This window comes from Humidesulfovibrio sp. (assembly GCF_030689645.1).
GTDB lineage: Bacteria > Desulfobacterota > Desulfovibrionia > Desulfovibrionales > Desulfovibrionaceae > Humidesulfovibrio.
In genome coordinates this window covers 11,071-35,683 of the sequence record NZ_JAUYFU010000063.1, presented here as the reverse complement: position 1 = coordinate 35,683, position 24,613 = coordinate 11,071, and the positions used below count along the sequence as shown (strand labels likewise).

Here is a 24,613-nt window from a genome sequence, read left to right as displayed (position 1 = left end):
GTCATGCTCGAAAAAGCACTTAAAGGAAGTCCCAAGTACTACCTGTGGGTCGGGTTCCTGCTCCTGGTCATTGCAGGCACCTCCGGCGCTTATGTAATGCAGCTCATGGAAGGTCTGACCATCACTGGCATGAGCCGCGACGTCTCCTGGGGCTTCTACATCGCCCAGTTCACGTACCTGGTCGGTCTGGCCGCCTCCGGCGTCATGATCGTGTTGCCGTACTACTTTCACAACTATAAAAAATTCAAGGATCTCGTCATTTTCGGCGAGTTCATGGCCATCGCCGCTGTCGTCATGTGCCTTGGCTTCATCGTGGTCGACATCGGCCAGCCCCAGCGCATGCTGAACGTGGTGCTGTTCCCCACGCCCAACTCCATTCTGTTCTGGGACATGCTGGTGCTGAACGGCTACCTCATGCTGAACCTGCTGGTGGGCTGGACATGCCTTGAATGCGACCGCCAGAACCTGCCCCACCCCAAGTGGAGCAAGATCCTGGCCTATGTGTCCATCATCTGGGCCTTCTCCATCCACACCGTCACGGCGTTCCTGTACCAGGGCCTTCCCGGCCGCCACTACTGGCTTACCGCCATCCTGGCCGCCCGCTTCCTGGCGAGCGCGTTCTGCTCCGGCCCGGCCATCCTGCTTTTGGTGATCATGCTCACCGAGAAGGTGACCACCTTCAAGGCCGAAGCCGAGGGCATCGCCACCCTGGCCAAGATCATCACTTACGCCATGTGCATCAACGTGTTCTTCTTCCTTCTGGAAGTGTTCACGGCTTTCTACTCCTCCATCCCGGGCCACACCCACTCCATCGTTTACCTGTTTGCGGGGTACGACGGTCACAGTGAGCTGGTGCCCTTCATGTGGACTGCTGCGGCCTTCGCCATCATCAGCTTGGCGCTGCTCATCCCGCCCAAGCTGCGCAACAACGTGAAGCTGCTGCCTTGGTCGCTGGCCATCCTGGTCATCGCCACCTGGATCGACAAGGGCCTTGGCCTCTTGATCGGAGGCTTCAATCCCACGCCGTTCGAGACCATCGCTCCTTACTGGCCCACCGGCAAGGAACTGCTCATCTCGCTCATGATCTACGGAACCGGCGCCCTGGTGGTGACCATCCTGTTCAAGATCGCCACCGAGGTGAAGCAGGAGACCGGCGCTTCCCAGAAGCCCGCTCCTGTGGCCGAATAAGCCTCCGCCTCATCGCATCGCAAACGAAAGCGCCTCCGCAAGGGGGCGCTTTTTTTGTTTCCCGAGCGGGCCTCAAAAAAGCAGCGGTGAGGCGCGATGTATCAACGCTTGTGATTTCTCAAATAGGTTGCGCCTCTGCAATAACTTGTGTAGCAGTCTGAAGTTCAGCAGTTTCTTGTTGCATTTAGTCTGCTATGACAAACCATAGGGGGGTGGGGAATGGCCAATGTTTTCGCCGGGCGTACCGGCATCCTGGCAGCAGGCGGGGCCATCGGTCTTGCTGCGGCGTTGTTGCAGTTCGCAGGGAATCCCGCAAACATGGGGATCTGCGTGGCCTGTTTCGTGCGAGACATCGCTGGCAGCCTGGGCTTGCACCAGGCTGTTGTGGTGCAGTACCTGCGGCCGGAAATTCCGGCCTTTGTGTTGGGCTCCTTCGCGGCCGCCCTCATGACGGGCGAGTTTCGGGCCCGGGCGGGTTCGGCTCCCGCAACGCGCTTTTTTCTGGGCATGTGTGCCATGGCTGGAGCCCTGGTGTTCCTGGGCTGCCCTTGGCGGGCTCTGCTGCGCCTGGCCGGAGGCGACGGCAACGCCATCCTGGGAATACTGGGTCTGGCCGCTGGAGTCTTCGTGGGCACGCGATTCTTCAAGGCCGGGTTTACCTTGAGCCGCTCCCAGGCACAGCCCTGGTCCGCAGGGGCCATGATCGCCCTTGTGGCTGTGGGGCTTCTGGTTGTCCGCTTCTTCCTCCAGCCTGATCCCGTTGCCGGCACCTTGAATTGGCTCTGGGCCTCGGTGAAAGGGCCGGGCGCCGCCCGCGCATCATTGTTCATCTCCATCGCCGGTGGGCTCATCATCGGTGTGCTGGCTCAGCGCAGCCGCTTTTGCACCATGGGCGCCCTGCGGGATCTGTTCTTGTTTCGCCAGATGCACCTATTCTCTGGCGTCCTGGCTTTTGTGCTGGTGGCCTTTGTTGCCAACCTGGCGCTGGGACAGTTCAAGCTTGGCTTTGAAGGACAACCCATCGCGCACACAGATGGGCTGTGGAACTTCATGGGCATGGCCGTTGCGGGTTTGGCTTTCGCCCTGGCTGGTGGTTGCCCGGGCCGGCAGCTCATCCTGGCTGGCGAAGGGGACGGTGATTCAGCCGTGTTCGTAATGGGCATGCTGGTTGCCGCTGGCCTTGCCCACAACTTCGGCTGGGCCAGTTCGCCAGCAGGCCTTGGCCCCAACGGCATGGCCGCTACCTTCGTCGCTCTGGGCTTCTGCCTGCTGGTCGGCGTCATGAACCTCAAAAAGGCCTAGGGAGGCGCAGCATGGCTGATACAAAAATCGTTGACGCGCGCGGGCTTTCCTGCCCGCAACCTGTGCTCGTCGCTTCCGACGAGATGGACGCCCTGGGCTCAGGCCGCATCGAGGTGCTTACCGACTGTGGCGCAAGCCCGGAAAACGTGGGTCGTGCGGCCAAGGCCAAAGGCTGGCGGCTTGTGTCCAGCAATGAGGAGAACGGAATCGTGCGCCTGGTGCTGGAGAAATAGTGAAGCTTCCTTTCGGTTTGGGCGAAAAGAAGCCGGGCCCGGCGAAACACAAGGGCCATGACGCGGCAGAATGCCGTGGCGTCATGGCCTTTTCCCATACGTCCGAGGTCATCCGCGCCGAGTCGGTCCTCAAGGCGGCTGGCTTCATGGTGCGCGTCATGGGCCCCCCGCCGGATATGCGCACCGGCTGCGACATGGTGGTGGAGTTCGAGCTCATGCGCGAACCAGCCGCACGACGCGCCTTGTCGGCTGTGAGCCTTGCGCCGTTGGCCGTGGCGCCTGTACGCGCAGGCATGCTCGAACCGGTGTCCCTGTTCCAGAGCGTGGACTTCGGCCAGTGGCTCATGGTGCGCGCGGCCAATATGAAGGTCACTGTGGACAAAAAAACGCGGGTCATTGTGAACATCTCCGGCGGGGGCTGCCCGGATGTGCCTGCCCTGGCGGAACTCATGGTGGGTTGCACTCTGGATGAAGCTCCGGCCCCGCTCGATCGAGGCCAGACCCTTTGCTCCTACGCCTTGGAACTGGCCTTCCGCGAGGCTCAGCGCCAGTTGCCGCATGAAGGGAGCCCTTCATGAGCGCGCCCTGGCTCATTGTCGGCACAGTGCCGGATGATGGCTTTGGCTTGGTGCAGGGCGCGTGCGTTTGGGACGCGGGCAAGCCGCTGGAAGACCGGCTGGTGGTGGATGGCATCGCGGTGCCTGTGCGGCGCGGCACCCCGGCGCTCATAGCAGCAGCCTGCGCAGCTTGCGCGGCAATGGACATCCCAGCGCCCCTGACCCTGCTGGCAGGCGATGCCGGGCGCGGCCACGGCAGCGCCGCGGCCTACCTTCGGCTGAAGGAAAACCTGCCGGACCTGCGCCCGCGCGGTCTCACCTTCCACTATCTATTTCCGGACATGGCCGGGCACGACATGGTGCTGTTGACGGCGCTGGAACTGGCCGAACGGCCGGTGTTGGTGGCAGACGCGGGCTTCATGTACGCGGCCAAAATGAGCGGACAGGCGCGGGAGTATGACCTGTTCACGCCGGACGCGGGCGAGCTGGCCTTCCTGGCCGACGAACTGGCCCCGCACCCCTTCTACACGCGCGGCTTTCTGCTGGGTCCGCAGGCGGACACCCGGAAGCTCATCCGCCGGGCCTGGGAGGCAGGCGATGCGGCCAAGCACCTGCTGGTGAAAGGGAGTTCAGACTATGTGGTGCGCAAGGGCGAAATCCTTGCCGAGATCCATGGCCCCCGGACACCGGCCATGGAGGCCATCGGCGGCACCGGCGACACCCTCACCGGCATGGCCACGGCGCTGCTCATGAGCGGGCGCGAGGTGCCGGAGGCCTGCCGGATAGCAGCCATGGCCAACCGGCTGCTCGGACAGCTGGCCCAGCCCACGCCCGCCACGCCTGTGGCCGGACTCATCCCCCACATCGCCGAGGCTCTGCGGCTGGCACAACGCAGCTAGCCCAGCGGGGGAGGGAGTCTACTTCCCCGCCTTCCTGCGCACCGTCACACTCTCCCCGCCGATGCCCCAGTTGTCCGTATCCACCTCGTCGATGACCACCACGGTGGTTGCCGGATTCTTGCCCAGGGTATCGCGCAAGAGTTCGGTCACGCCCTGGATGAGTTTTGCCTTTTGTTCGGCGGTGGCGCCTTCGCGGGTGATCTTGATATTCACATAGGGCACGGCATCCTCCTGGAATTTCGGGTGTGTTGCTGTTTTGACAAGGCTCTTGCAGGAAGGTATATTCCCCGCCTTTCCGAACCTCAACACCAAAACGGAATCCATGAGCGCCATCCAAAAAATCAAAGGCTTCGCCGATCTCTTTCCCGAAGACGCCCGCAGCTTCACCCACATGGAAGCCCAGGCCCGAGACGTCTTCAGCCGCTTCGGCTTTGGCGAGCTGCGCACCCCGGTGCTTGAGCGCACGGAGCTTTTCGCCAAGGGCATCGGCGAGGAGACGGACGTGGTGGGGAAGGAAATGTACACCTTCACCGACCGCGGCGACCGCTCCCTGACCCTGCGCCCGGAGGCCACCGCCGGGGTGCTTCGCGCCGCCATAGAGGCCGGAGTCATCGAGGCAGGCCGCGCCACGCGCCTGTACACCTTCGGCCCCATGTTCCGCTACGAACGGCCGCAGAAGGGCCGCATGCGCCAGTTCCACCAGATCAACGCCGAACTGCTGGGCAGCCCGGAGCCCCAGGCCGACGTGGAAGTGATCCTCATGCTGGAGGACTTCCTGTCGTCCCTTGGCATCGCGGACCTGGCCTTTGAGCTGAACTCGCTGGGCTGCCGCGAGTGCCGCCCGGACTATCGCGCCGCCCTCACCGCTTATTTTGAGGCCCTGGACCACGAGAAGCTCTGCGAGGACTGCCGCCGTCGCATGCACACCAATCCCCTGCGCGTGCTGGACTGCAAGGTGCCCGCGTGCAAGGCGCTGGTGGCCGACGCCCCGGCCATCGGCGACCACCTGTGCACCGGCTGCCGTGATCACTTCAGCGCGGTGCTGGCCCTGGTGGACAAGGCCGGGCTGAAATACGCCCTCAACCCTCGCCTGGTGCGCGGGCTGGATTATTATCAGCGCACCACCTTTGAGGTGACCTCCGGGGCCATCGGCTCCCAGACCGCCGTGGCTGGCGGAGGCCGCTACGACGGCCTGGTGCAGTTGCTCGGCGGGCCGGACGCCCCAGGCGTGGGCTTTGCCTGCGGCATGGAGCGCCTGGCCATGCTCATGGAGAAGCCGGAAGCCCCGCAGCCGGACTTCTTCCTGGCCGTCACCGACCCACGGGCCGTTGATTCCGCCATCCTGCTGGCCCACAAGCTGCGCAAGCGCGGCCTGACAGGCGAGTGCGACTACACGAGCGGCAGCATGAAGAGCCGCCTGCGCCACGCCGGGCGCATCAAGGCCAAGAAATGCTACATCATCGGGGCCGAGGAGTTCGACGCTGGACAGGTGACCGTGAAGGACATGGACGACGGCGAGCAGACCCGGTTCGACCTGGCCGCCTTCGATTAGAATCCGCAGCGGACGATGCAGAAAGGACACTCCGTCGCCACTTCTGGCGGCTACATTTTCTCCAAAAGGAACAGCAATGACTGAGCAGACCACCACCCAAGGCGAAGAACGCGACTACGACGAATACCGGGTCATCCAGGATTTGGGCGGCTGGAAGCGCACCCACACCTGCAACGAGCTCACCGCGGCCGATCTGGACAAAGAGGTCACCCTCATGGGCTGGGTGCAGTTCCGCCGCGACCACGGCGGCCTCATCTTCATCGACGTGCGCGACCGCGAAGGACTGACCCAGACCGTGTTCAGCCCGGACATTCCGGAGGCTCACGAGCGCGCCCACGCCATCCGCATCGAATACGTGGTGGCCCTGCGCGGCATTGTTCGTTTGCGCCCGGAAGGAATGGCCAACGCCAACATGCGCACCGGCGAGATCGAAGTCTACGTGAACGAGTGGAAGCTCTTGAACACTTCCGACACTCCGCCGTTCCCCATTGAGGACCGTGTGGACGCGGCCGAAATGCTGCGCCTGAAATACCGTTACCTGGACCTGCGCCGTCCGCGCCTGGCCAGGAACTTCATCCTGCGCAACAAGGCCGCCCAGAGCGTGCGCCGCTACCTGGACGCCCTGGGTTTCCTGGAGATCGAGACGCCTGTGCTGACCAAGAGCACCCCCGAGGGCGCGCGCGACTTCCTGGTGCCCAGCCGCATGAGCCAGGGCATGTTCTACGCCCTGCCGCAGAGCCCGCAGATATTCAAGCAGCTGCTCATGGTGGCCGGCCTGGATCGCTATTTCCAGATCGTCAAATGCTTCCGCGACGAGGACCTGCGCGCTGACCGCCAGCCCGAGTTCACCCAGATCGATATCGAGATGAGCTTCCCTGACGAGGAGCAGATCATGGACATGGCCGAAGGGCTCGTGCGCACCCTCTTCAAGGAGACCATCGGCGCTGCGCTGCCCGAGTCTTTCCCGCGCATGACCTACAAGACCGCCATGGAGGAGTACGGCTCGGACAAGCCGGACGTGCGCTTCGAGCTCAAGCTGCAGGACGTGAAGGACATCTTTGCTGGCGGCGGGTTCAAGGTCTTTGCCGCCGCGCCCTGCCTGAAGGCCATCCGCGTTCCCGGCGGCCTGGAGCTTTCGCGCAAGGAGATCGACGACTACACCGAGTTCGTGAAGATCTACGGCGCACAGGGTCTGGCCTGGATCAAGGTGAAGGAGGACGGCGAATGGCAGTCCCCCATCGTCAAGTTCTTCTCCGAGGACGAGAAGAAGGGCCTGGCTGAGCGCCTGGGCATGGTTCCCGGTGACATCGTGTTCTTCCAGGCCGCGCCGGTGGATGTGGCCCACGCAGCCTTGGGCAACTTGCGTCTCAAGCTGGGCGAGCGCTTCGGGCTCATCGATGAGAAGGCCTTTGCGCCGCTCTGGGTCACCAGCTTCCCCCTGCTTGAGTACGACGCCGAGGACAAGCGCTGGGTGGCCAAGCACCACCCCTTCACCTCGCCCCAGCCCGGTCAGATGGACACCATCGCCAGCGATCCCGGCGGAGCCCTGGCCCGCGCCTATGATCTGGTGCTGAACGGCAGCGAGATCGGCGGCGGCAGCATCCGCATCCACACCCCGGCTGCGCAGAAGTCCATGTTCAGCGCCCTTGGCATCAGCGACGAAGAGGCCGAGGAGAAGTTCGGCTTCCTCATCGAGGCGCTCAAGTTCGGCGCGCCTCCCCATGGCGGCATTGCCTTCGGCCTGGACCGCATTATCATGATCCTGACGGGCTCGAAGTCCATCCGCGACGTCATCGCCTTCCCCAAGACCCAGAAGGCGACTTGCCTTATGACCGAGGCCCCGAACATTGTCGCCAAAAAGCAACTGCGCGAACTGGGCATCCAGCTGCGCGAGAAGGCCGTGGAAGCGGCTCCTGAAGCCAAGACCGAGGCAAAGAAGGACGAGAAATAAATGACCAAGCTTCCCATCTTCACCTACCCGGAGCCGGTGCTGGCGCAGAAGGCCCAGCCCGTGGCCGAGATCACCCCAGAGATCGCCAAGCTTATTGAGGACATGATACAGACCATGTACGAGAGTGACGGAGTCGGCTTGGCCGCGCCTCAGGTGGGCCACAGCATCCGGCTCATCACGCTCGACGAGACCGGCCCCAAGGAGCGTAAGAGCCCCATGGTGCTGCTGAACCCGGAGTTCGTGGAGCAGACCGGCGTGAAGGAGTCCGAGGAATCCTGCCTGTCCCTGCCCACCTTTTTCTGCAAGGTGAAGCGGTACGAGACCGTGACCGTGCGGGGCATGAACGAGAAGGGCGAGGCCGTGGAGATCCAGGCCGAAGGGCTGCTGGCCATCATCCTTCAGCACGAGATCGACCACCTTGAGGGCAAGACCCTGGTGGACCACGCCAGCCGCCTCAAGCGCACCATGTATGACAGCAAGGTCAAAAAATGGCGGAAGGACTAGATATCGAAGGTTTAAGCATCAAGGACCTGCGCCTGAACGCTCCGCCAAGTCCTGCCTTGCGCGTGGTGTTCATGGGCACCCCGGATTTTGCGGCCAAGAGCCTCAAGGCGCTTATAGAGTGGCCCGGGGCAGAGGTCCTTTGCGTCTACACCCAGCCCGACCGCCCCTGCGGGCGCGGGCAGGAGTGCACGCCTTCGCCGGTGAAGCGCCTGGCCCTGGAGCATGGCCTTGAGGTCCGCCAGCCGCTGAACTTCAAGGACGATGCCGACGTCGCCGCCCTGCGCGCGCTGGACTTCGACGTGCTTGTGGTTGCGGCCTACGGGCTCATTCTGCCCCAGAGCGTCCTCGACGCGCCCAAACGCATGCCGGTGAACGTCCATGCCTCGCTCTTGCCGCGCTGGCGAGGGGCCGCGCCCATCCAGCGCTGCATCCAGGCGGGCGACCTGGTGACGGGCATCACCATCATGAAGATGGAGCTGGGCCTGGATTCCGGGCCGATCCTTCTGCAGCGCGCCTTGCGAATCGCCGAGAACGACCACGCGGGCACCCTGCACGACGAACTGGCTGAAATGGGCGCCGACGCCCTGCTGGACGCCCTCACCCGTCTGCCCCAGGGGCGTCTGATGAGTTTGGCTCAGGACGAGGCCCGGGTGACCCACGCCGCCAAGCTGAGCAAGGAAGAGGGGCTCATAGACTGGAACCGCGAGGCCGAGGCTCTGCACAACCACATCCGGGCCATGCACCCCTGGCCGGGCGCGTATTTCGACTGGGAGCAGGCTCCGGGCAAGGTTCTGCGGCTCACCATTGAGCCGGGGGCCATTGGAGGCGATGCGCCTGCGGGCGTGGCGCCGGGAACCATCCTCGGGCAGCTGCCCACGGAGCATGGTCCGCGCCTGGCCATCGCCACGGCGGACAGGCTGTACCTGGTGCAGCGCCTCACCCCGCGGGGCAAGAAGCCCCAGGACGCCGCGGCCTTCGCCTGCGGCTATCTCAAGGCCTGCCAGGGCTGAGCCCTGTGCGCGGGCTGACCAAAGGGGAACAGATGGACGGCACGGGCAGCACTTCGCGCAAGCGGCTGTTCATCGGGCTCATCGGTGGCACCTGTGCGCTGATGTGCTCGGTTTTGGTGCTGCTCTGGGTGGTGCCGTACGTGGGCCTCAGGAACCTGCACCCCTACGCCCCTTGGATTTTGGGCGCGGTTCTTGGCGTGCTGCTCCTGCTGGTGCTCTGGGCCTGCCTGGGCCTGCTTTTGAGCATCGTCATCCACAGGCCGCTGCCGCTGGCCGGGCGCGTGCGCGGGGTTACGGTGAAGCTGCTTCTGCCCCTCATGAGCCTGCTTGGCCGGGCGTTGGGCTTCTCGAAGGAGGACATCCACACCTCCTTCATCAAGGTCAACAACGAGCTAGTGCTGCGTGAGCTGGGCCGCTTCCCGCCGTCCAAGATACTCCTGCTGATGCCCCACTGCCTGCAGAACAGCCGTTGCGACATGCGGTTGACCTACGACATCGACAACTGCCGCCGCTGCGGCCTATGCCCCATAGCGGGCCTTCTGGAGCTGCGCGACCGCTACGGCGTGCATCTGGCCATCGCCACTGGCGGCACCATAGCCCGGCGCATCGTGGTGCAGAAGCGGCCCGCCATCATCATCGCCGTGGCCTGCTACCGCGACCTGTCCTCCGGCATTCAGGACACCTACCCGCTGCCGGTGTTCGGCGTGCTGAACGAGCGTCCTAACGGCCCCTGCCTGGACACCACAGTGCCCGTGGACAGCCTTGAGGCCGCCCTGAGGCGTTTTCTGCAGCCGTAGACTCCTTCTCTCTCCTCACTCTCCCCGTTGCGCTCACTCCTCATTGCGGGTAGTTGTGCGCCATGCGCCAAAGCCCCGCCCACACCGAGAACGAGCAGCTTCAGGACCTCTTCCGCCTGCACGGGGATCGCACCAGCTCCCTTGCCACTCTGGGCGGGCAGTTCGTCACCTGTTTTCCGGCTGCTATGCCTGGCGACGTGTCCGCTGGTTCCGTCGCCTTGCGCGTGCTGGAGACTCCCCGCGCGCGTATCGCTGCCAGTGAGCCTTTGGCTCCGTCGATACTGCGCGCCGACGCCCTGGCTGCCCTGGCGGAAGAGGCCCAGAAACAGCCGGATGCCAGGCGTTGTCTGGCCATGCCCGTAAGCCGGGCATTGGCCGCCGAACTCCAGCAGCGCGGCTTCTTCGCGTGGCAGATCGGCTCAGAGCCGGTGTTCCGCCTTGCCGAGTATTTTTCCCATGGTCAGGACCCGCTGGGCCGCCATCCAGTGGCGCGCGCTTTGACGCGCCGGGGGGCCGAGGTGCGCGCTGAAGACTTTGCCGCGATGTCTGGGCACGAGGCCGACGCCCTGCGCGTGGAAATGCGCGAGGTGGCCGATCGTTGGCTGGAGGATAAGGACTGCCTGCCCCTGGGCTTTCTGGCCCAGGTGGAGCCCTTTGCCCAGGAAGCGTCCAAGCGCTATTTCACCCTGCGCGTGCGTGGGCAGTTGCAGGCTTTCCTCGCCGCTGCGCCCTTTTGCAGCCAGGGCCGCGTTCTGGGCTACTATTTCCAGGACATGCCGCGCCTGCCTGGGGCTCGGGCCGGAGTGAGCGAACTGCTGATTCTGGAGGCCATGCGCCTGCTCCACGCCGAGGGAGTGGCCGAGGCCCGCCTGGGCATGGCTCCTCTTGCGCATATCGAGCCCGAAGGTGCGGGCGCCGGGGTGCTTGGACTGCTCTTCCGGCGTTGGCGCTGGGGGTACAACTTCCGCTCCCTGGCGGAGTTCAAGGACAAGTTTGCGCCCACGGCCTGGGAGCCGCTTTACCTGGCCTCCACCTGCCCACGCCTGTCCACTGCCTTGGCCGACGCCCTGCGCGCGCATTTCCCTGACGGCCTGCTGCGGCCTTTGCTCCATCTTGTCGCCGCCAGCGGCGGGCTTGATCTGCGGCCTGAGGCCGCGCCCGTGCTGGCCGCGCCGTTGGGCGAGCTGGCCCCGCCCACCCTGGGTGAACTGTTGCGCCGCACCTGGGTCACCTGTTCCCTCGTGCTGCTCTTTGTGGGCCTGCACCTGGGGCGTCTGTACTGGCCAGCCCTCGACGAACTATTCAGGCGCTCCGGGTACGTGCCGGGAGACGTCACCTGGCAGGGGCTGTTCCTTGGCCCGCTGTTTCACAATCACTGGTTCCATCTTCTGGGGGACCAGCTTTCATTTTTGCTTTTTGGCGCAGTCATCGAGGTGCTGCTTGGACGCGGACCATACCTGTTGCTTCTGGCGGGCGGGCTTTGGCTGTCGAATCCCCTGACGCAGGCAGTATGCTGGGCGCTGCTCGCGAAGCTGTCGCCTGGGGCTTGGGCCGCCACCCTGGGCGAGGTGGACTACGGCTCCAGCAACGCGGTTTTCGCCATGGCCGGGGCCCTGGCTGCGCTTTTGCGGCAGTGGCGTTCGGTGCTGCTGCCTTTCGCCATCTACGGGGTGTTCATCTGCCTGGCGCGCAACAGCTGGCTGGCCTTGCACCACTTGCTGACTCTGGGGCTCGGCTACGCCTGTGTGCTGCTCTGGATGGCTCTGCGCCGGAAAGCGGAGGGGGGCGGGAGGCCATAGCGCAACGGGGCCGTTCTGCTGGCGTTACGAAGCGTTTAGAAGATTAAAAAAAGAGGCCGAACCCTTTCGAGTTCGGCCTCTGACATTGTAAATCAAAAAGGGCTGAACCCTTTCGAGTTCAGCCCTTGGCAGTGCTGGCGGAGCGGACGAGACTTGAACTCGCGCCCTCCGACGTGACAGGCCGGCGTTATAACCAACTTAACTACCGCTCCGCACTGAATGATCGTGGTAGGCGGAACAGGGCTCGAACCTGCGACCCTCGGCTTGTAAGGCCGATGCTCTTCCAGCTGAGCTATCCGCCCAGAGTCATCGAGCGCTCTGTTCAGAAGCATTTTGTGGGCTGTCACCGCCCTGCTTCTTTTTGGCTGCCCGCCACGGAGAAACCGTTTGTCATCTTCAGCCTGGCCTGTCAAAGGTTTTTTGCAAAAAACCTGATTTTTGTGACCTCGACTTCATTTTTTTATCTGTCCGACCAGAGCAGGCGACGGCCTTTCCTGGTGAGCCAGCCAAGGGCAAGACCCCGGAAATACAGGCCAACCATGCCGACAGTGTCCTGTGCGGCCCGGCCTTTGCCGCCAGCGGCCTTGGCGATGGGGCCGCCAGGGGCTTCAAGGCTGCGTCCGGCCAAGAGGTCTAAAATAATCGCAGGCTCGTCCACATCAAGTTTGCATGAAGCGGGCAAGTCTTGCACCGGAGGCATGAGCGCCCGGGTGCGCGCGGCGGGCACGAAGCGCCCCCCCTGAACCTGCCCAAGCAGGAAGCCTTGCCAGCGCTGACCGCCGGACCCCAGGCCGGATCTGGCGCAGAGGTCGAGGGCCGCCTGGTGCAGGAAGTACGCCTTGCCGCCGAATTCGCGCACCTCGCCCGGGGGCAGGCGACTGAAGTCTACTCCAGCATCGCGGGCCTGAGCGAAGTCCTTGGCGCCAAGTTCACGCCCGCCCAGGGGAGGGTAGGTTTCGCCCGTGGGCGCAGTTGTCGTATTGCTGTCCACCCGTTTGCGGAACCGGGCCAGGAAGAAACCCTGGCCGCCAGCATCGGCTGTATCGTCGCCCTTGTCCTGGCCACCCACACGCAGCACGCCGTCAAGGCCCGGCAGGGCCAGGGGCACGCGGGCAAAGCCCTTGGGGTCCGGCAGGGGGTCTAGTTCCAGGGGGAGAGTAGCCAGAGCCCAGGCGGCCTGTTCTTCGTTTTCGCGCACATTGGTGGTGCAGGTGGAGAACATGAGCCGACCGCCGGGCCTTAGGAGTTCCGCGGCGCGCGCGAAAAGCTCCTGCTGCAGCCGCACGAGGATTTCGGCCTTTTCCGGGGTCCAGAGATCCAGCACCTTGGGATTCTTGTCCACCGTGCCCCAGCCGCTGCAGGGCGGGTCGAGGAGGATGGCGTCGAAGCACCCGGGCGCGAGGTCCAGGTGCTGGCTCTCTACACCGATGGTGGCGGCGGTGAGCGCGCCCACGCGCCGAAGGTTCTGGCGCAGGGTGGCCAGACGGTCGCGGGAGGCCTCAGCCGCCAGCACAAAACCTGTCCGGCCCACCTCTCCCGCCAGGATGCCTGTCTTGCCGCCGGGGCTGGCGCACATGTCCAGGCACACGTCGCCTTCCGCCGCGCCAAGCAGGGCCGGGGGCAGCATGGACGAGCGGTCCTGAATATAAATAAGGCCGAAGCCTGCGGCCAGGGACGAGCCTAGGGGAAACGGCTCGCATTCAAGCCTGCGCGCAGCCGGGTAATAAGGCTCCGGGGTGAAGGCGAAGCCTTGGGCTTCAAGCAGGGCCTCCACCTGGGGGCGCTCCTGCGGGGACGTGGTGATGCGGAAGGTGCGAGTCTGCATAAGTGGGGAATACCGCGCCCGGGCTGGCTTGGCAACGCACAGCATGCAGCTTTTCATGGTGGTGGGGGGGGAGGGGCTCCAAGGTTTCTTTTGCATGCCGCATCCGTTGGTGTTATTTGCCCAGCAGGCGGCAGGAAACCCTGTCGCTTGACTTGCAGCAGAAGAGCCAACCCATCGCCCCCCTTTGAGGAGGAGTGCCCGTATGTCTTTGAAGCGACTTTCCGCCCTGATCCTGCTTTGCCTTGCGCTGGCCGTCCCCGCGTTGGCGCTGGCCCAGGGCGCGCGCACCTATGCCGTGCTGCCCTTCAAGGTCAATAGCGAAAAATTCCAGTACCTTGGCAAGGGGGCGCAGTCCCCGGTGTCCAACCGCCTCACCTGGATGGGGTACTTTGAGCCCGTGGACGCCGACAAGGTTGCCCGCGCCGGCAGCCGCTTTCCGGCCAACGTGACGGAAGCGCAGTCCCTCATGGGAGCCATCGGCTCGGACTATCTGGTGGCTGGCAACCTGGACTTTCAGGACAACGACAAGCAGATCAACATCACGCTCAACGTTTATGACCGCAAGGGGCAGAGCTGGAGCAAAAGCTCCAAGGTCCCGCTGGAGGGCCTGCTGCCCGCGCTGGAGCGCCTGAGCAACGACGTGCGCAGCGAAGTCTTCAAGCGCCCCGGCGAGGACGCCAAAGCCGCCGAGCGCAAGGAAGTGCGCCAGGCCGTGCAGTCCAGGGTGCCCGTGCCGAGAAACGCCGACTTCGTGGCCGGAGACACCGGCGAGGCTCCTGTGGGCAATACCGGCGGGCCGGTGATGAACCCGCAGTTCCGTTACGAGGGCGGCGCCGAGACCCCGGGCCGCTGGCAGAGCCAGAGCCTGCGCTTCGCCTCCGTGAACATGGTGGTGGGCGACTACGTGGGCGACAAGAAAAACCGCGTCATAATCGCTGGTACCAACGTTATCTATGCCTATGAGTTCTTCCAGAACACGCTGAAGCCCCTGGGCGAGTATAAGCTCGGCATGCGCATCAAACTCCTGCGTGTGAGCCTGCTGGACCTTAACCGCGATGGCAAAGCCGAGATCATCGCCTCCGGCCTGGACGACCCGGACGGAAACGCCACGCCGCGTTCCTTTATCCTGAGCTTCAACAGCGGCAAGTTCGACAACTTCATGCCCCCGCAGAAGATGCACCTTTCCGTCGTGCGCACCCCGCCCACCAATCAGCCCACCTTGCTGGGCCAGGCCAAGGGCTCCCACGGCCCCTTTGACGAGACCGGCGTGAGCGAGATGCTCTACCAGGACGGCAGCCTGCAGCCTGTGCGCAAGCTGAACCTGCCCAGCATCGCCAACCTGTACAACTTCTCCTACGTGCCAGAGGGCAACACGTTCAAGATCGTCGTGTTGAACGAATACAACTATATGAAGGTTTTCACGGCGGACCTTGAGTCGCAGTACTCCCAGGAGGACGGCTACAACAGCTCCAACAATTACGTCATCGTGGACGAGCGCCTGCCCGGCATGGACATGGGCACCCGCGACACCGGCGTGGAAGACTTCTACTACGTGCCCATCCGCATGATCCCGGTGTCCTTCGACTCGCGCGGGAAGTATGAACTGCTGGCCAATAAGGACATTTCCGTGGCCTCGCAGATCTTCAAGAAGTTCCGTCGCTTCTCCCTGGGCGAGGTGCACTCCCTGTTCTGGGACGGCGTGGGCATGAGCCTGGCCTGGAAGACGCGGCGCATCAAGGGCACCGTTGTCGATCTGGCCCTGGAAGACCTGAAGAACGAGGGCAAGAAGCAGCTCGTGGTCTGCATCAACAGCTACACCGGCGCCATCGGCGCAAGCAGCGAAAAGACCGTCATCGTGACCTACGACCTGAATACCGACCAGTAAGCCTCTCTCGCGCCGGGCCGGAAGCGCGTCTTCCGGCCCGGCGCTCACCTCCTTCGCCCCCAAGGCGGCCCCATGACCCCTTCCAGCATCGATCCCAAGGTAAGCAACGTGCGCGGTTTGTCGGCCCATGCCGAGGAGAGCCACGCCGAAGCCGTTGCCGAGGCGCCCGGCCAGAGCGCCGCTCCTGCCCGTGCGCCCCTGGTGGTGACGCCGGAGGAGGCGGGCCAGAAGCTCCTGCAGTTCCTGCAGCGCCGCTTGGGGCGCGAGGTGCCCGGCTCGGCCATCCTGCGCATCATCCGCACGGGTGAGGTGCGGGTGGATGGGGGCCGCAAGAAGCCCTTCTTCCGCTTGGCCATTGGGCAGGAGGTGCGGGTGCCGCCCCTGACCGGCGTAAAAGGCGACGGAAAACCGACGCCCGCCGTCCCTGCTGAATCCGTAGGCATGTCATCGCCCCTCACCTTGGACATCCTGCACGAGGAACAAGGCTATGTGGCCGTGCGCAAGCCTGCGGGGCTGTGCGCCCATGCGGGCACCCGGCACAAGGACTCTGTGGCCGACCGGCTGAAGGTCCTGTACGCTGGCGCGCCCTTTGTGCCCGTGCTCACCCACCGGCTGGACAAGGACACTTCTGGCATTCTGCTGGCGGCAAAGAGCTACACAGAACTGCGCCGCCTCAACGACCTTTTCGCCACCGGTGGGGTGGCCAAGACCTATCTGGCCTGGGTGGATGGAGCTTGGCCTGGCAAGGGGCCGGAGCTTATGGAGGACCGCCTGGACCGCCTGGAGCTGGCCGAAGGCCAGGTGCTGGGCCGCAAGAAGGTGCTTGAGGCCCAGGAGGGCGAGGGCAAGAGCGCCCGGGCCGAGGTGCGCCCGCTGGTGCGCAAGCGCCAGGCTACGCTGCTGCTGGTGCGCCTCTTCACCGGCCGCACCCACCAGATCCGTGTGCAGCTTTCCTTGCGCGGCCATCCGGTCATCAGCGACTCGGTTTATGGCCGCAAGGTGCGCGGGGTGCCCATGCTGCTGCATGCCCTGTGTTTGCGCCTGCCGGAGCGCGCTCTCTTCGCGCCGCCGCCCTGGACCGGCCCCTTTGGTCTGCCCCAGGCCCTGGTGGACAAGCTGCGCGCCAGCCTGGCCGAGGCCGCGCTGGAGCAGACGCCGCCCACGGCGTGATTCTTTGGCCCCGATTTTGCTTGTGCCTTTGCGTGTTCTCCCAATTTCCGGCAACCCCAGCCACGCGTGAAGGAGTCTCGACCATGCGCCGTATTCTTCTGACCATTGCCTGCCTTTGCCTGCTGCCCGTGCTTACGGGCTGCGCAACCGCCTATAAAGCCGCCGTCGACCAGCGCGACGTGGGCACCTTTGTGGACGACGGGCGCATCGAATCCTCGGTGCGCGCCTCGTATGTCAATGATGACGTGGTGAAGCTGCGCGACATCTCTGTGAACTCCTACCTGGGCACGGTCTACGTGGTGGGCGAGTTCGAGTCCGACCGGCAGAAGATGCGCGCCGTGAAGCTGGCGCGGCAGGTGGAAGGCGTGCGCAAGGTCACCATCGTGCCCTTCCAGAAGCGCGAGGATCCCGCCTGCGGAGCCACGGATGATCTGGCGCTCTACGCCAAGATCAAGTCCCGGCTGGTGGAGGACGGCGACATCTGGTCCACCCAGGTGGACGTGAAGACCGTGCAGTGCAACGCCGTTGTGCTTGGCCTTGTGGCCAGCCAGCGCGACGCCGACGCCATCATCCGCCACATCAACAGGGTTGACGGCGTGCGGACCGTGCAGAACTACGTGCGCATCGTCAAATAACCGCCATGAACGCCATCAGGAGCATCGCGCCACGACACGCCGCACGGGCGGCCCTGCTGCTCCTTCTGGGAATATTTTCCTGGGGGCTGGGCGGCTGCGCGCCTGCACATATACCGCTCGACCCGGCGCCAGCCCTGCCTTCCGCTGGCAAAAACTCCGCCGTGGCCGCCGCGCGTTCCCTCACCGGAGTGCGCTACAAGTGGGGCGGCGAGTCGCCGCAGACGGGCTTCGACTGTTCAGGCCTTACCTGGTGGACCTATCGCCAGCTTGGCGTGCAGCTCCCCCGCGTGTCGTACGAGCAGTACGAGGTCGGCCAAGCCGTGGGACGGCGAGACATCCGTCCCGGCGATTTGGTGTTTTTCCGCCTGCCCGGCAATCCCAAGAACATGCACGTGGGCATCGCCACCGAACGCGGCACGTTCATTCACAGCCCGCGCGAAGGCGGTAAAGTGCGCGAAGATCCCATGGACTTGCCCTATTGGCGCGAGCGCTACATCGGCGCGCGGCGCGTCGTGCGGACCGACGGTTAGCGTGGAGCATGGGGAGCGGCAGAGAGTATTCTCGGTGGAGCGATTCCCCTGACCCCTTCAGGGCAAGCGAAAGAGCTTGGACCGAGAGATTACTCGGACCAGGCTCTTTCGCTTGCGGGAGTGTGGGTGGGGCGTATCCTGCGTCGTTGCCAAGGCTTAGCAGGGTTGCTGCCGCTTGCAGCTACTCGCAGGCAGGCTCCACCGGCAACACGATGAAGAAGTTGTTGCCCAGCGGCGCGGCTTCGTAGCCTGTCAGTCCGCCGTGCAGATCGACCACCTGTCGCACGAAGGCCAGCCCGTGGCCGGTGCCGTGTTCGTTTCCTGTGGTGCTGGCGCGAAAACCGGGCTGGAACAGGCCGGAGCGCTCCGCCTCCGGCACCGTTGGTCCGGTGGTGAAAACATTGAGCTTAACGCCTGGTTTGCCCGGCCCGAAGGCATCAGAGAGGATGCCCCAGCCATAGGCCATGAACTTTCTGGACAGGCCTTCCGGCGTGGACACGGCGCGGGTGTACTTCACGGCGTTTGAGAACAGGTTGGCGTAAACCTGCGCGATGAGGCCAAGGTCGGCCATCAGCAGCACGGGCTTATCAGGAATGCCGCCCATGGACAGGTCGATGGCGATGCCCCGGTCGGACAGGCGGGAGCGGAAGCGCTCCACCTGAGGCTCCACCACCTGTTTAAGCAGGTTCACCATGCGTTTTTCAAGCACATACCGGCCTTCTTCGAAGTGCCTGCGCCGCAGCAGGGTCTCCAGAAACATGCTGGTCTGCTCGTAATGCCTGTTGATCTCTTCGTACTGTGCGCGCAGCCGGGTTTGCACCACATCAAGTTCGCCCAGAAACTCGCGCGGCGTATCCATCGGGGCCGCCAGAAGCAGCCGCTCAAGCTCGGTGATGGACCCGCGCAAGCGGTTGAAGAACAGCTTGAAAGTCATATTTGGCACGATGACGTTGTGCCCGATGTCGGCCACGAGGTTCTGGATGAAGGTCAGATGCTCGCGGTTTTTGGCCCGAGCCAGACGGTTGTGCATCTGGTAGCCGATGCGTCCAGCGTACTTCTCAAAGAATAATCGGCGAGTCCCAGAGAGCTCCGCCCCCCCGACCACCTCAATCCAGCCCAGAACGCCGTGCTCCAAGGGAAAGCCCAAGAGTTCGCTGGTGTCCTTGCGGCCCTTGATGGGGACGAAAAAGCTTGAGCCGACCATGGTGGGCTTGGACGGAGGCTCAGACGCCGGAAGTTGCGCGGGGATGTGCAGGCACCTGGCCAGCCGCCAGCTGTTCGCCGATACTCGCAGGTATACGCGCACGTCCTGCTCAAAGAACATCATGGGCAAGAGAACGCAGATGGTCAGCAGGTCGCGGCGGGAGTCGTATTCCTGGGCCATGTCGAAGAAGGTGGTGAGCATGCGCTGCTCGTCCAGATTGAAGCCGTAGCCCTCAGCCTCCTCGATCTTGTGCAGCACGCGGCTTTCCAAGGCCCTGCGCCGCAAAGAATCGCTTTCCAGGCATAGGGACGGGTCTGGCGGCAAGGGCGCGCGGGAAACCTCTGAAGCGGAGGGTTTGTGGGCGACACGTTCTGTCGGCACAGTCTGCTGATTCTGCGATTCGTCAGACATTTCAGCCTCCGGGGAGCGGACTAAGCATTGCGCGGACATCTGGCGCACCAATCACCAGCCGTTCCACATCCATGTCGGGGTGGATCTCGCCCCGAGGCGCCAGACGCCAGGCCCAGGTCTCCGCAGGCAAATCCAGGCGCACGCCGTAGAGCAGGTCGGCCTCGTACTCAAGCTGGCCGGCCCGGTAGCCGCGCTCTAGCGTGTCGGCCACCAGGCAAGCCGGGCAGGGCAGCGCCGCCAGCGAAGCCAGATGTGCGCGCACCAGCGACGCTGCAAAAGCCTTGTGCGTGTTGCCATTCTGTTGATCTGGGATGACATTGCGCAGGGCGGTCAGGACATATAGCGGCAACTGCGAAAGCAGGTTGGCTGAGTAAACGTAATCCAGCGCGGGCAGACCCAGGGTGAGGTCTGGCCCGGGGGCCTGAGCGGCGGCAAGGGCATCGGCGTTCGGCAGGGCGTCCAGGCAGCCGGAGAGGTCTGTGTGAACCAGCTCAACGTTGCCCAATGCCCGTGCCAAACGCACCGTGGCGGGAAGAAAGGCCAGGTCCGCCAGAACCACTTGCCGGAACAGGGCCGAAAGCTGCTCCAGGGGCACATCGAGCAACAGGCCAGCGCCCAGCACCAGGGCGGTGCGCCGGGAGTTGCAGGCCTCTGCGGCTTTGAGGCAGAGCACCCGCGCGCGTGTCAGGTGCTCGGCCCAGGCGCGGCGCTGACGCCGGTGCCGCGCCCAGATTCCCACGAGTTCCGTGAGGTGCCCGTGGGGATTCTGTTGCCCGCCAATGCGGGCTCGCGCGTAGAGCAGGGCTTCTGCCAGCATCCGGTCTTCGCCTTTTCCGCTGCTGTTTCCGGGCTAGGCCCGCACTTTGGTGAACTTTTCCGGCAAGGCCTGGCACACGGGACAGCGGCCGGCGGTCTCGTCTGTATGGATGTAGCCGCAAATGGTGCAGACTTGGTACGCTCCTTCGCCCGCGTCATTGGTCTCGCGCAGGGAAAGGTGGCTGTTCAGGGCCCGGGCCATCTGTACCAGCAGGGCTCCGGCAGCGCGGTCGCCCTCGGCCTGGGCCTGCACTGTCCACTGCAGGGTTTCCACTGCTATCTCACGCGTTTCCTGTAAGGCTTCGGCCAGATTTTCTGCCGTGGTTCCTATGCGCCCGCGCAGAAGCAGCAGAGCCTTTTTGGCCTGCACCTCCTGGGCCTGGGCCAGGGCCAGGAACAAGGACTGCCCTGGGGTGTTGTCCAGCGCGGCTTTTTGCGCGCGCACGCGGTTCTTTGCGGCGGCCAGCGACTGGAGCACGAAGGCCTGGGCCAGCGGTTCTGTTTCGGGGGGCATGATGTGTTACTCCTGCATGGGGGGGTGGATTATCGCGCGGGGCCCAAGGATCTGATGCACGGCTTCGAGCATCTCCGCCCTGGTGAACGGCTTGCGCAGAACGGCGCGTGCGCCCAGGCGACGCGCGGTTTCGAGATATATCTCGGGGGCCACGCGCCCGCCGCCGGACATGACCAGCGCCTCTGTTTCCGGCGCAAGCAAACGCAGCTTAAGCAGCACTTCAAACCCGTCCATGTCCGGCATCACCACGTCGGTGATGACCAGATCCGGAGCCAAAAGGTTGAGCCGCTCCAAGGCCTGCCTGCCCCCGTCGGCGGGCACGGCCTCGTAGCCGTCCTGCTCAAGCATGCGGCATACCAATTCGCGCACGTCGCCGTCGTCGTCAACCACTAGAATGCGTTGGGTCATTGTTCCCCCCCTGCGATATTGGCCAGGGCCTGTCGCACGGCCTGGGCCAGTTCGCCAGTGGAAAAGGGCTTTGGCAGAAGCCGAACCGCACCAAGGGATTCAAGGCGGTCCGGGGGGACGAATCTGCTGAAGCCTGTGATGAGTACAATGGGCAAGTCTGGGCGCACCGGGCGCAGGCCCTCGGCCAGCTGCATTCCGGTGATTCGGGGCATGTTCAGGTCGGTGACCAGCAGATCGAAGGCGTGGGGAATGCGGAGCAAATCATTCAAGGCGGCCTGAGAGTCGCTTTGCGTGGTCACCTGGTAGCCAAGGGTGGTCAGCGCCTTGCTGTAGAACTCCAAGAGATCGGGTTCATCGTCCACCACCATGATGCGCTCCATGCCGCGCAGGTTGCCGGGTCTTGCTTCGCGTGGTGTCTCTTCGCCGCTGGCCTGGGTGGGCAGCACCACCAGGAAGCGTGCTCCCTGGCCTGGTTCGCTCTCGGCCCACACGGCCCCGCCCATGCTGGTCACTATGCCATGGACCACCGCCAACCCAAGGCCCGTGCCCTCGCCCGGGCCCTTGGTGGTGAAGAACGGATCAAAAATGCGGCCCAGCACATCTGGCGCGATGCCTGGCCCCTGGTCCTCCACCTGAAGCGTCAGATACTCGCCCGAAGTGAGGCGGCGTCTGGCGGCAACTTCCGCAGGCAACGGCCCGGCGCTGGACGTCACCATGAGCCTTCCGCCTGTGTCCTGCATGGCCTGGGCTGCATTGGTGCACAGGTTCATGACTATTTGATGAATTTGCGAGGGATCGGCCAGGATGGTGGCCTGCGAGCCGAGCACCGCCTTGATTTCGATGCTTTTGGACAGGGAGGCCTCTAGCAGTTGCAGGGCCTCGCCCACAGCGGCGTCGGCGCGCAAATGGCGCAGCTTGTGCTCGCTGCGGCGGCTGAAGGACAAGATCTGGCGCACCAGCTCCCGGGCGCGCATGCTGGCTCCCAGAACCCTGTCCAGGCAGGCGCGGGAGCGCGATTCCGTCGGCAGGTCGTCCAGGGCAAGCTCCGTGAAGCCCATGATGGACGCCAGCAGGTTGTTGAAGTCATGGGCTACGCCGCCGGCAAGGGTGCCAAGGGCTTCCATTTTTTGGGCCTGCCATAGCTGGTGTTCAAGCAGGCGTTTCTCGGTGACGTCGCGGCAAACGGCCACGTAGCTCACCAGCCGATCAGCCTGGCTGCGGATGGATGACACGGCGAACTCCACTTCCGCCGCGTTTCCGCCGGACCGGGCAAAGGTGCAGGTGCCGCGCCAGGTCCCCTCGCCTCCGGTACTTTGAAGCGCAGAGCTGTGATGATCCAGCACGGAAACGTCGAGGGCGAAAACGCTTTTGCCTTTGAGGGGCGCAACAGCCGATTCCAGGCCGGTCATGCGCTCAAAGGCCGGGTTGGCGTAGAGGATGGTGCCGGACTCGTCTGCGATGAGCACGCCCTCGGCGGCCTGCTCGATGGCACGGTGCAGTCGCCGCAGCTCCGCCTCTGTTTCTTTCTGGTCCGTGGTGTCAATGCCAAAGGCGATGATGCCAGTGACAGTGTCGCCTGCTTTCAGCAGGCTGTTTTGCCAGGAAACGTGGCGCAGGCGACCATCCTTGGTGCGCAATACGCTGTTGTGCTGGCGCGGCAGGGAGGTGCGCCCGGCCATGAAATCCCGGTACTGGGCGGTATTGGCCTCGGCCAGGTGGCGCGGCAACATGACGGCGTTCCACTCTCGCCCAAGCACCTCGGCCCGCGTGAAGCCGGTTATGCCTTCGGCTGCGGCGTTGAACAGGGTAACGCGTCCTGCCGTGTCGAGCCCGACAAGCATGGCGTTGGCGCCCTCAATGAGGCTCTCGGCATAGTCGCGGGCATTGCGTATGGATTCCGCATCGCGGCGGGCCTGGAGCACTCGCCACAATCCCACCAAAAAGAGCTGCAACTGGAGAGTGTCGTTTTCATCATAGAGCGTAGCCTTGTTCGCAACGCCGAAGACCGCCACCACGTCTTCGCCCTCAACCAGTGGCACGGCCATGAAGCGCCGGATGGGCGCATGGCCCTCTGGCAGGCCTTGTCTGGCATGGCTGCCTTCATAGTCGTTGACCAGCGTGGGCGTCTTGGTGTGGATGCATTCACTCCAGAGCCCTGCCTGGGAGAGGGGGTAAACGCGATTCTTCCAGACCCCGGGCATTGGCTTGGCGCTCACGGACCACTGGATCTTGTCCAGGTCCACGTTCTCGCCCTCCACGAAAAACAGAAAGCCCATCTCGCTGCCGGTCAGGCGCACGCCCTCATCCAGGGCGAATGCCACCAGACCGCTGGTGTCCTGGCCGCCCATGTGGGTCAGGGTGAAGAGCGTTTCCATGCGGTCCTGGGTAAGGCGCAGGGCGGCCAGAGCCTGGTCGCGTTCGGAGAGTGCGGAAAGAAGCTTCTGATTCATGCGCCAAAGCGAGGCGTATCGCCAGATGAGCATCCCGCCGCCCACGGTCAGCAGCAGCCCGGCCACAATCCACCGCGCGCGCGCTGGAAGCAGGGGCGGATCTGGTTCGGCGCGCCATTTATGATACAAGGTGTGGTAGTCCCCGCTGCCGTGAAACTCATCCAGGGCCTTGTTCAGCCGTTCCAGAATGTCGGGCTGCTGGAGGTTCACGGCCAGGGCTCGGCGCACCTCGAAGACAGGGTTCTTGCTGCGGCCAATGCGGTTTTCCAGCCCGGCTGATTGCGCCGCATGTTCAACCAGCGGAGTCAGGCACACCAAGGCGTCGGCATCCCCGGAAATGAGGCCGAACAGTGCTTGCGGAAGGGAAGGGTAGGGTTGGGGCAGAAGGTTCGTCTCCGTACTCAGGTGCTCCAAGGTGGTGCTTTCGCTAAGTACGGCGACCCGTAAGCCGCTCAGTGAGGCCATATCCTCGCGCCGGGGACTGTTCGTCCTGAAAAAAATATGAACAGGCTGGGTTTCAAGGGTGCGGCTGAAGGCGAAACGATCGGAGCGAGTGGGGCTGATGCTGAGGCCTGGCAAAAGATGGGCCTCTCCCTGCTCCACCATGGTCATGGCTTCGTCCAGCGTTTCGGTGAGGATGAAGCGCACGCGGTAGCCCGCTTTGGCCGCCACCTGGCGCAAGGCTTCCGGCGCGAACCCCGTTGCCGCCCCATCCGGGCCGATGAAATAAAGCGGAGGCAGATTTGTAGGCACGGCGGCCAGCAGTTCCGGTAGTTCTGCTCCCGGCTGACTGGCTTCGGCCTTGGTCGGCTGGTTCGGCAAGGGCTGCCCTGCCAGGGCGGAGCCAGAGGCCGCCAGAGCCGCAGCCAGCAGAGACGCGCAGAGAATGCCGCACGCCAAAAGTCGGGATAACGACGGGGGGCGGAACTGGCCCGATGGTGTGCTCGAAAGCCGTGGCATGCGCCGCTCCACT

Annotated in this window: 22 protein-coding genes and 2 tRNA genes; 15 read left to right on the top strand and 9 right to left on the bottom strand. The window is 64.3% G+C overall.

Annotation, left to right across the window (positions count from 1 at the left end; genetic code table 11):
- Positions 1 to 3: 3 nt before the first annotated feature.
- From dsrP to Q8O35_RS09500, 5 genes are all read left to right on the top strand, one after another.
- A complete protein-coding gene (gene dsrP / locus Q8O35_RS09520; protein WP_305572622.1) occupies positions 4 to 1,188 on the top strand; it encodes a sulfate reduction electron transfer complex DsrMKJOP subunit DsrP in 1,185 nt (394 codons plus the stop codon).
- Between the two features lie 219 nt (positions 1,189 to 1,407).
- Positions 1,408 to 2,490 carry a YedE family putative selenium transporter gene (yedE, locus tag Q8O35_RS09515; RefSeq protein ID WP_305572620.1) on the top strand — a complete coding sequence of 361 codons (1,083 nt, stop codon included), beginning with the start codon at positions 1,408 to 1,410 and terminating at the stop codon, positions 2,488 to 2,490.
- 11 nt (positions 2,491 to 2,501) lie between these two features.
- Positions 2,502 to 2,723 (top strand): sulfurtransferase TusA family protein, encoded by a 222-nt coding sequence (locus Q8O35_RS09510; protein WP_305572618.1) that lies wholly within the window; start codon positions 2,502 to 2,504, stop codon positions 2,721 to 2,723.
- Entirely contained in the window at positions 2,723 to 3,301 is a 579-nt protein-coding gene (locus Q8O35_RS09505) for a DUF3343 domain-containing protein (protein WP_305572616.1), read from the top strand. The genes Q8O35_RS09510 and Q8O35_RS09505 overlap by 1 nt, the downstream gene beginning before the upstream one ends.
- Positions 3,298 to 4,179, top strand: coding sequence for an NAD(P)H-hydrate dehydratase (locus tag Q8O35_RS09500; RefSeq protein ID WP_305572614.1), 882 nt, complete (start codon positions 3,298 to 3,300; stop codon positions 4,177 to 4,179). Before Q8O35_RS09505 ends, Q8O35_RS09500 begins: the two co-directional genes overlap by 4 nt.
- Before the next feature lie 18 nt (positions 4,180 to 4,197).
- Here Q8O35_RS09500 and Q8O35_RS09495 read toward each other — a convergent pair whose 3' ends face one another.
- Positions 4,198 to 4,401, bottom strand: a complete 204-nt coding sequence (locus tag Q8O35_RS09495) for a 4-oxalocrotonate tautomerase family protein (protein ID WP_305572611.1) — start codon at positions 4,399 to 4,401, stop codon at positions 4,198 to 4,200.
- A gap of 100 nt (positions 4,402 to 4,501) precedes the next feature.
- Here Q8O35_RS09495 and hisS point away from each other — a divergent pair, with 100 nt between their 5' ends.
- The 6 genes from hisS to Q8O35_RS09465 all read left to right on the top strand — a co-directional run bounded on the left by hisS (position 4,502) and on the right by Q8O35_RS09465 (position 11,792).
- Complete coding sequence (hisS, locus tag Q8O35_RS09490) at positions 4,502 to 5,731, top strand: histidine--tRNA ligase (protein ID WP_305572609.1); 1,230 nt, start codon at positions 4,502 to 4,504, stop codon at positions 5,729 to 5,731.
- A 76-nt stretch (positions 5,732 to 5,807) separates the two neighbouring features.
- A complete protein-coding gene (gene aspS / locus Q8O35_RS09485) occupies positions 5,808 to 7,682 on the top strand; it encodes an aspartate--tRNA ligase (RefSeq protein ID WP_305572606.1) in 1,875 nt (624 codons plus the stop codon).
- Positions 7,683 to 8,186: a peptide deformylase gene (gene def, locus Q8O35_RS09480; protein WP_305572604.1), complete on the top strand. Its 504-nt coding sequence runs from the start codon at positions 7,683 to 7,685 to the stop codon at positions 8,184 to 8,186. It begins immediately after the preceding gene.
- Positions 8,171 to 9,196 carry a methionyl-tRNA formyltransferase gene (fmt, locus tag Q8O35_RS09475; RefSeq protein ID WP_305572602.1) on the top strand — a complete coding sequence of 342 codons (1,026 nt, stop codon included), beginning with the start codon at positions 8,171 to 8,173 and terminating at the stop codon, positions 9,194 to 9,196. Before def ends, fmt begins: the two co-directional genes overlap by 16 nt.
- A 32-nt stretch (positions 9,197 to 9,228) precedes the next feature.
- Complete coding sequence (locus tag Q8O35_RS09470; protein ID WP_305572599.1) at positions 9,229 to 9,993, top strand: DUF116 domain-containing protein; 765 nt, start codon at positions 9,229 to 9,231, stop codon at positions 9,991 to 9,993.
- Between the two features lie 62 nt (positions 9,994 to 10,055).
- A complete protein-coding gene (locus tag Q8O35_RS09465; RefSeq protein ID WP_305572597.1) occupies positions 10,056 to 11,792 on the top strand; it encodes a rhomboid family intramembrane serine protease in 1,737 nt (578 codons plus the stop codon).
- Positions 11,793 to 11,927: 135 nt separating this feature from the next.
- On the opposite strand, the gene Q8O35_RS09460 is transcribed toward Q8O35_RS09465, so the two are convergent.
- The 3 genes from Q8O35_RS09460 to Q8O35_RS09450 all read right to left on the bottom strand — a co-directional run bounded on the left by Q8O35_RS09460 (position 11,928) and on the right by Q8O35_RS09450 (position 13,617).
- A tRNA-Asp gene (locus Q8O35_RS09460) sits at positions 11,928 to 12,004 on the bottom strand.
- 14 nt (positions 12,005 to 12,018) lie between these two features.
- Positions 12,019 to 12,094, bottom strand: a tRNA-Val gene (locus Q8O35_RS09455).
- Positions 12,095 to 12,252: 158 nt separating this feature from the next.
- Positions 12,253 to 13,617: an RsmB/NOP family class I SAM-dependent RNA methyltransferase gene (locus Q8O35_RS09450; protein WP_305572595.1), complete on the bottom strand. Its 1,365-nt coding sequence runs from the start codon at positions 13,615 to 13,617 to the stop codon at positions 12,253 to 12,255.
- Between the two features lie 202 nt (positions 13,618 to 13,819).
- On the opposite strand from Q8O35_RS09450, the gene Q8O35_RS09445 reads away from it, so the two are divergent.
- The 4 genes from Q8O35_RS09445 to Q8O35_RS09430 all read left to right on the top strand — a co-directional run bounded on the left by Q8O35_RS09445 (position 13,820) and on the right by Q8O35_RS09430 (position 17,837).
- The gene (locus Q8O35_RS09445) at positions 13,820 to 15,502 is read left to right on the top strand and encodes a hypothetical protein (protein WP_305572593.1); all 1,683 of its coding nucleotides are present in this window, start codon (positions 13,820 to 13,822) and stop codon (positions 15,500 to 15,502) included.
- A 72-nt stretch (positions 15,503 to 15,574) separates the two neighbouring features.
- On the top strand, positions 15,575 to 16,672 hold the full coding sequence (locus Q8O35_RS09440; RefSeq protein ID WP_305572591.1) for an RluA family pseudouridine synthase: 1,098 nt from the start codon (positions 15,575 to 15,577) through the stop codon (positions 16,670 to 16,672).
- 83 nt (positions 16,673 to 16,755) lie between these two features.
- The gene (locus Q8O35_RS09435; protein WP_305572589.1) at positions 16,756 to 17,307 is read left to right on the top strand and encodes a BON domain-containing protein; all 552 of its coding nucleotides are present in this window, start codon (positions 16,756 to 16,758) and stop codon (positions 17,305 to 17,307) included.
- A gap of 5 nt (positions 17,308 to 17,312) precedes the next feature.
- Positions 17,313 to 17,837 (top strand): C40 family peptidase, encoded by a 525-nt coding sequence (locus Q8O35_RS09430; protein ID WP_305572587.1) that lies wholly within the window; start codon positions 17,313 to 17,315, stop codon positions 17,835 to 17,837.
- Between the two features lie 181 nt (positions 17,838 to 18,018).
- Here the strand turns inward: Q8O35_RS09430 and Q8O35_RS09425 are convergent, their stop codons facing one another.
- Genes Q8O35_RS09425 through Q8O35_RS09405 form a run of 5 tightly spaced genes read right to left on the bottom strand, consistent with a single transcriptional unit; the run spans position 18,019 to position 24,600 of the window.
- Complete coding sequence (locus Q8O35_RS09425; protein WP_305572585.1) at positions 18,019 to 19,452, bottom strand: sensor histidine kinase KdpD; 1,434 nt, start codon at positions 19,450 to 19,452, stop codon at positions 18,019 to 18,021.
- A 1-nt stretch (position 19,453) separates the two neighbouring features.
- A complete protein-coding gene (locus Q8O35_RS09420) occupies positions 19,454 to 20,269 on the bottom strand; it encodes a hypothetical protein (RefSeq protein WP_305572583.1) in 816 nt (271 codons plus the stop codon).
- Between the two features lie 33 nt (positions 20,270 to 20,302).
- A complete protein-coding gene (locus Q8O35_RS09415; RefSeq protein ID WP_305572581.1) occupies positions 20,303 to 20,782 on the bottom strand; it encodes a rubredoxin-like domain-containing protein in 480 nt (159 codons plus the stop codon).
- Between the two features lie 6 nt (positions 20,783 to 20,788).
- Positions 20,789 to 21,190, bottom strand: coding sequence for a response regulator (locus tag Q8O35_RS09410; RefSeq protein ID WP_305572579.1), 402 nt, complete (start codon positions 21,188 to 21,190; stop codon positions 20,789 to 20,791).
- Positions 21,187 to 24,600: a PAS domain S-box protein gene (locus Q8O35_RS09405; protein ID WP_305572577.1), complete on the bottom strand. Its 3,414-nt coding sequence runs from the start codon at positions 24,598 to 24,600 to the stop codon at positions 21,187 to 21,189. The genes Q8O35_RS09410 and Q8O35_RS09405 overlap by 4 nt, the downstream gene beginning before the upstream one ends.
- Positions 24,601 to 24,613: the final 13 nt, after the last annotated feature.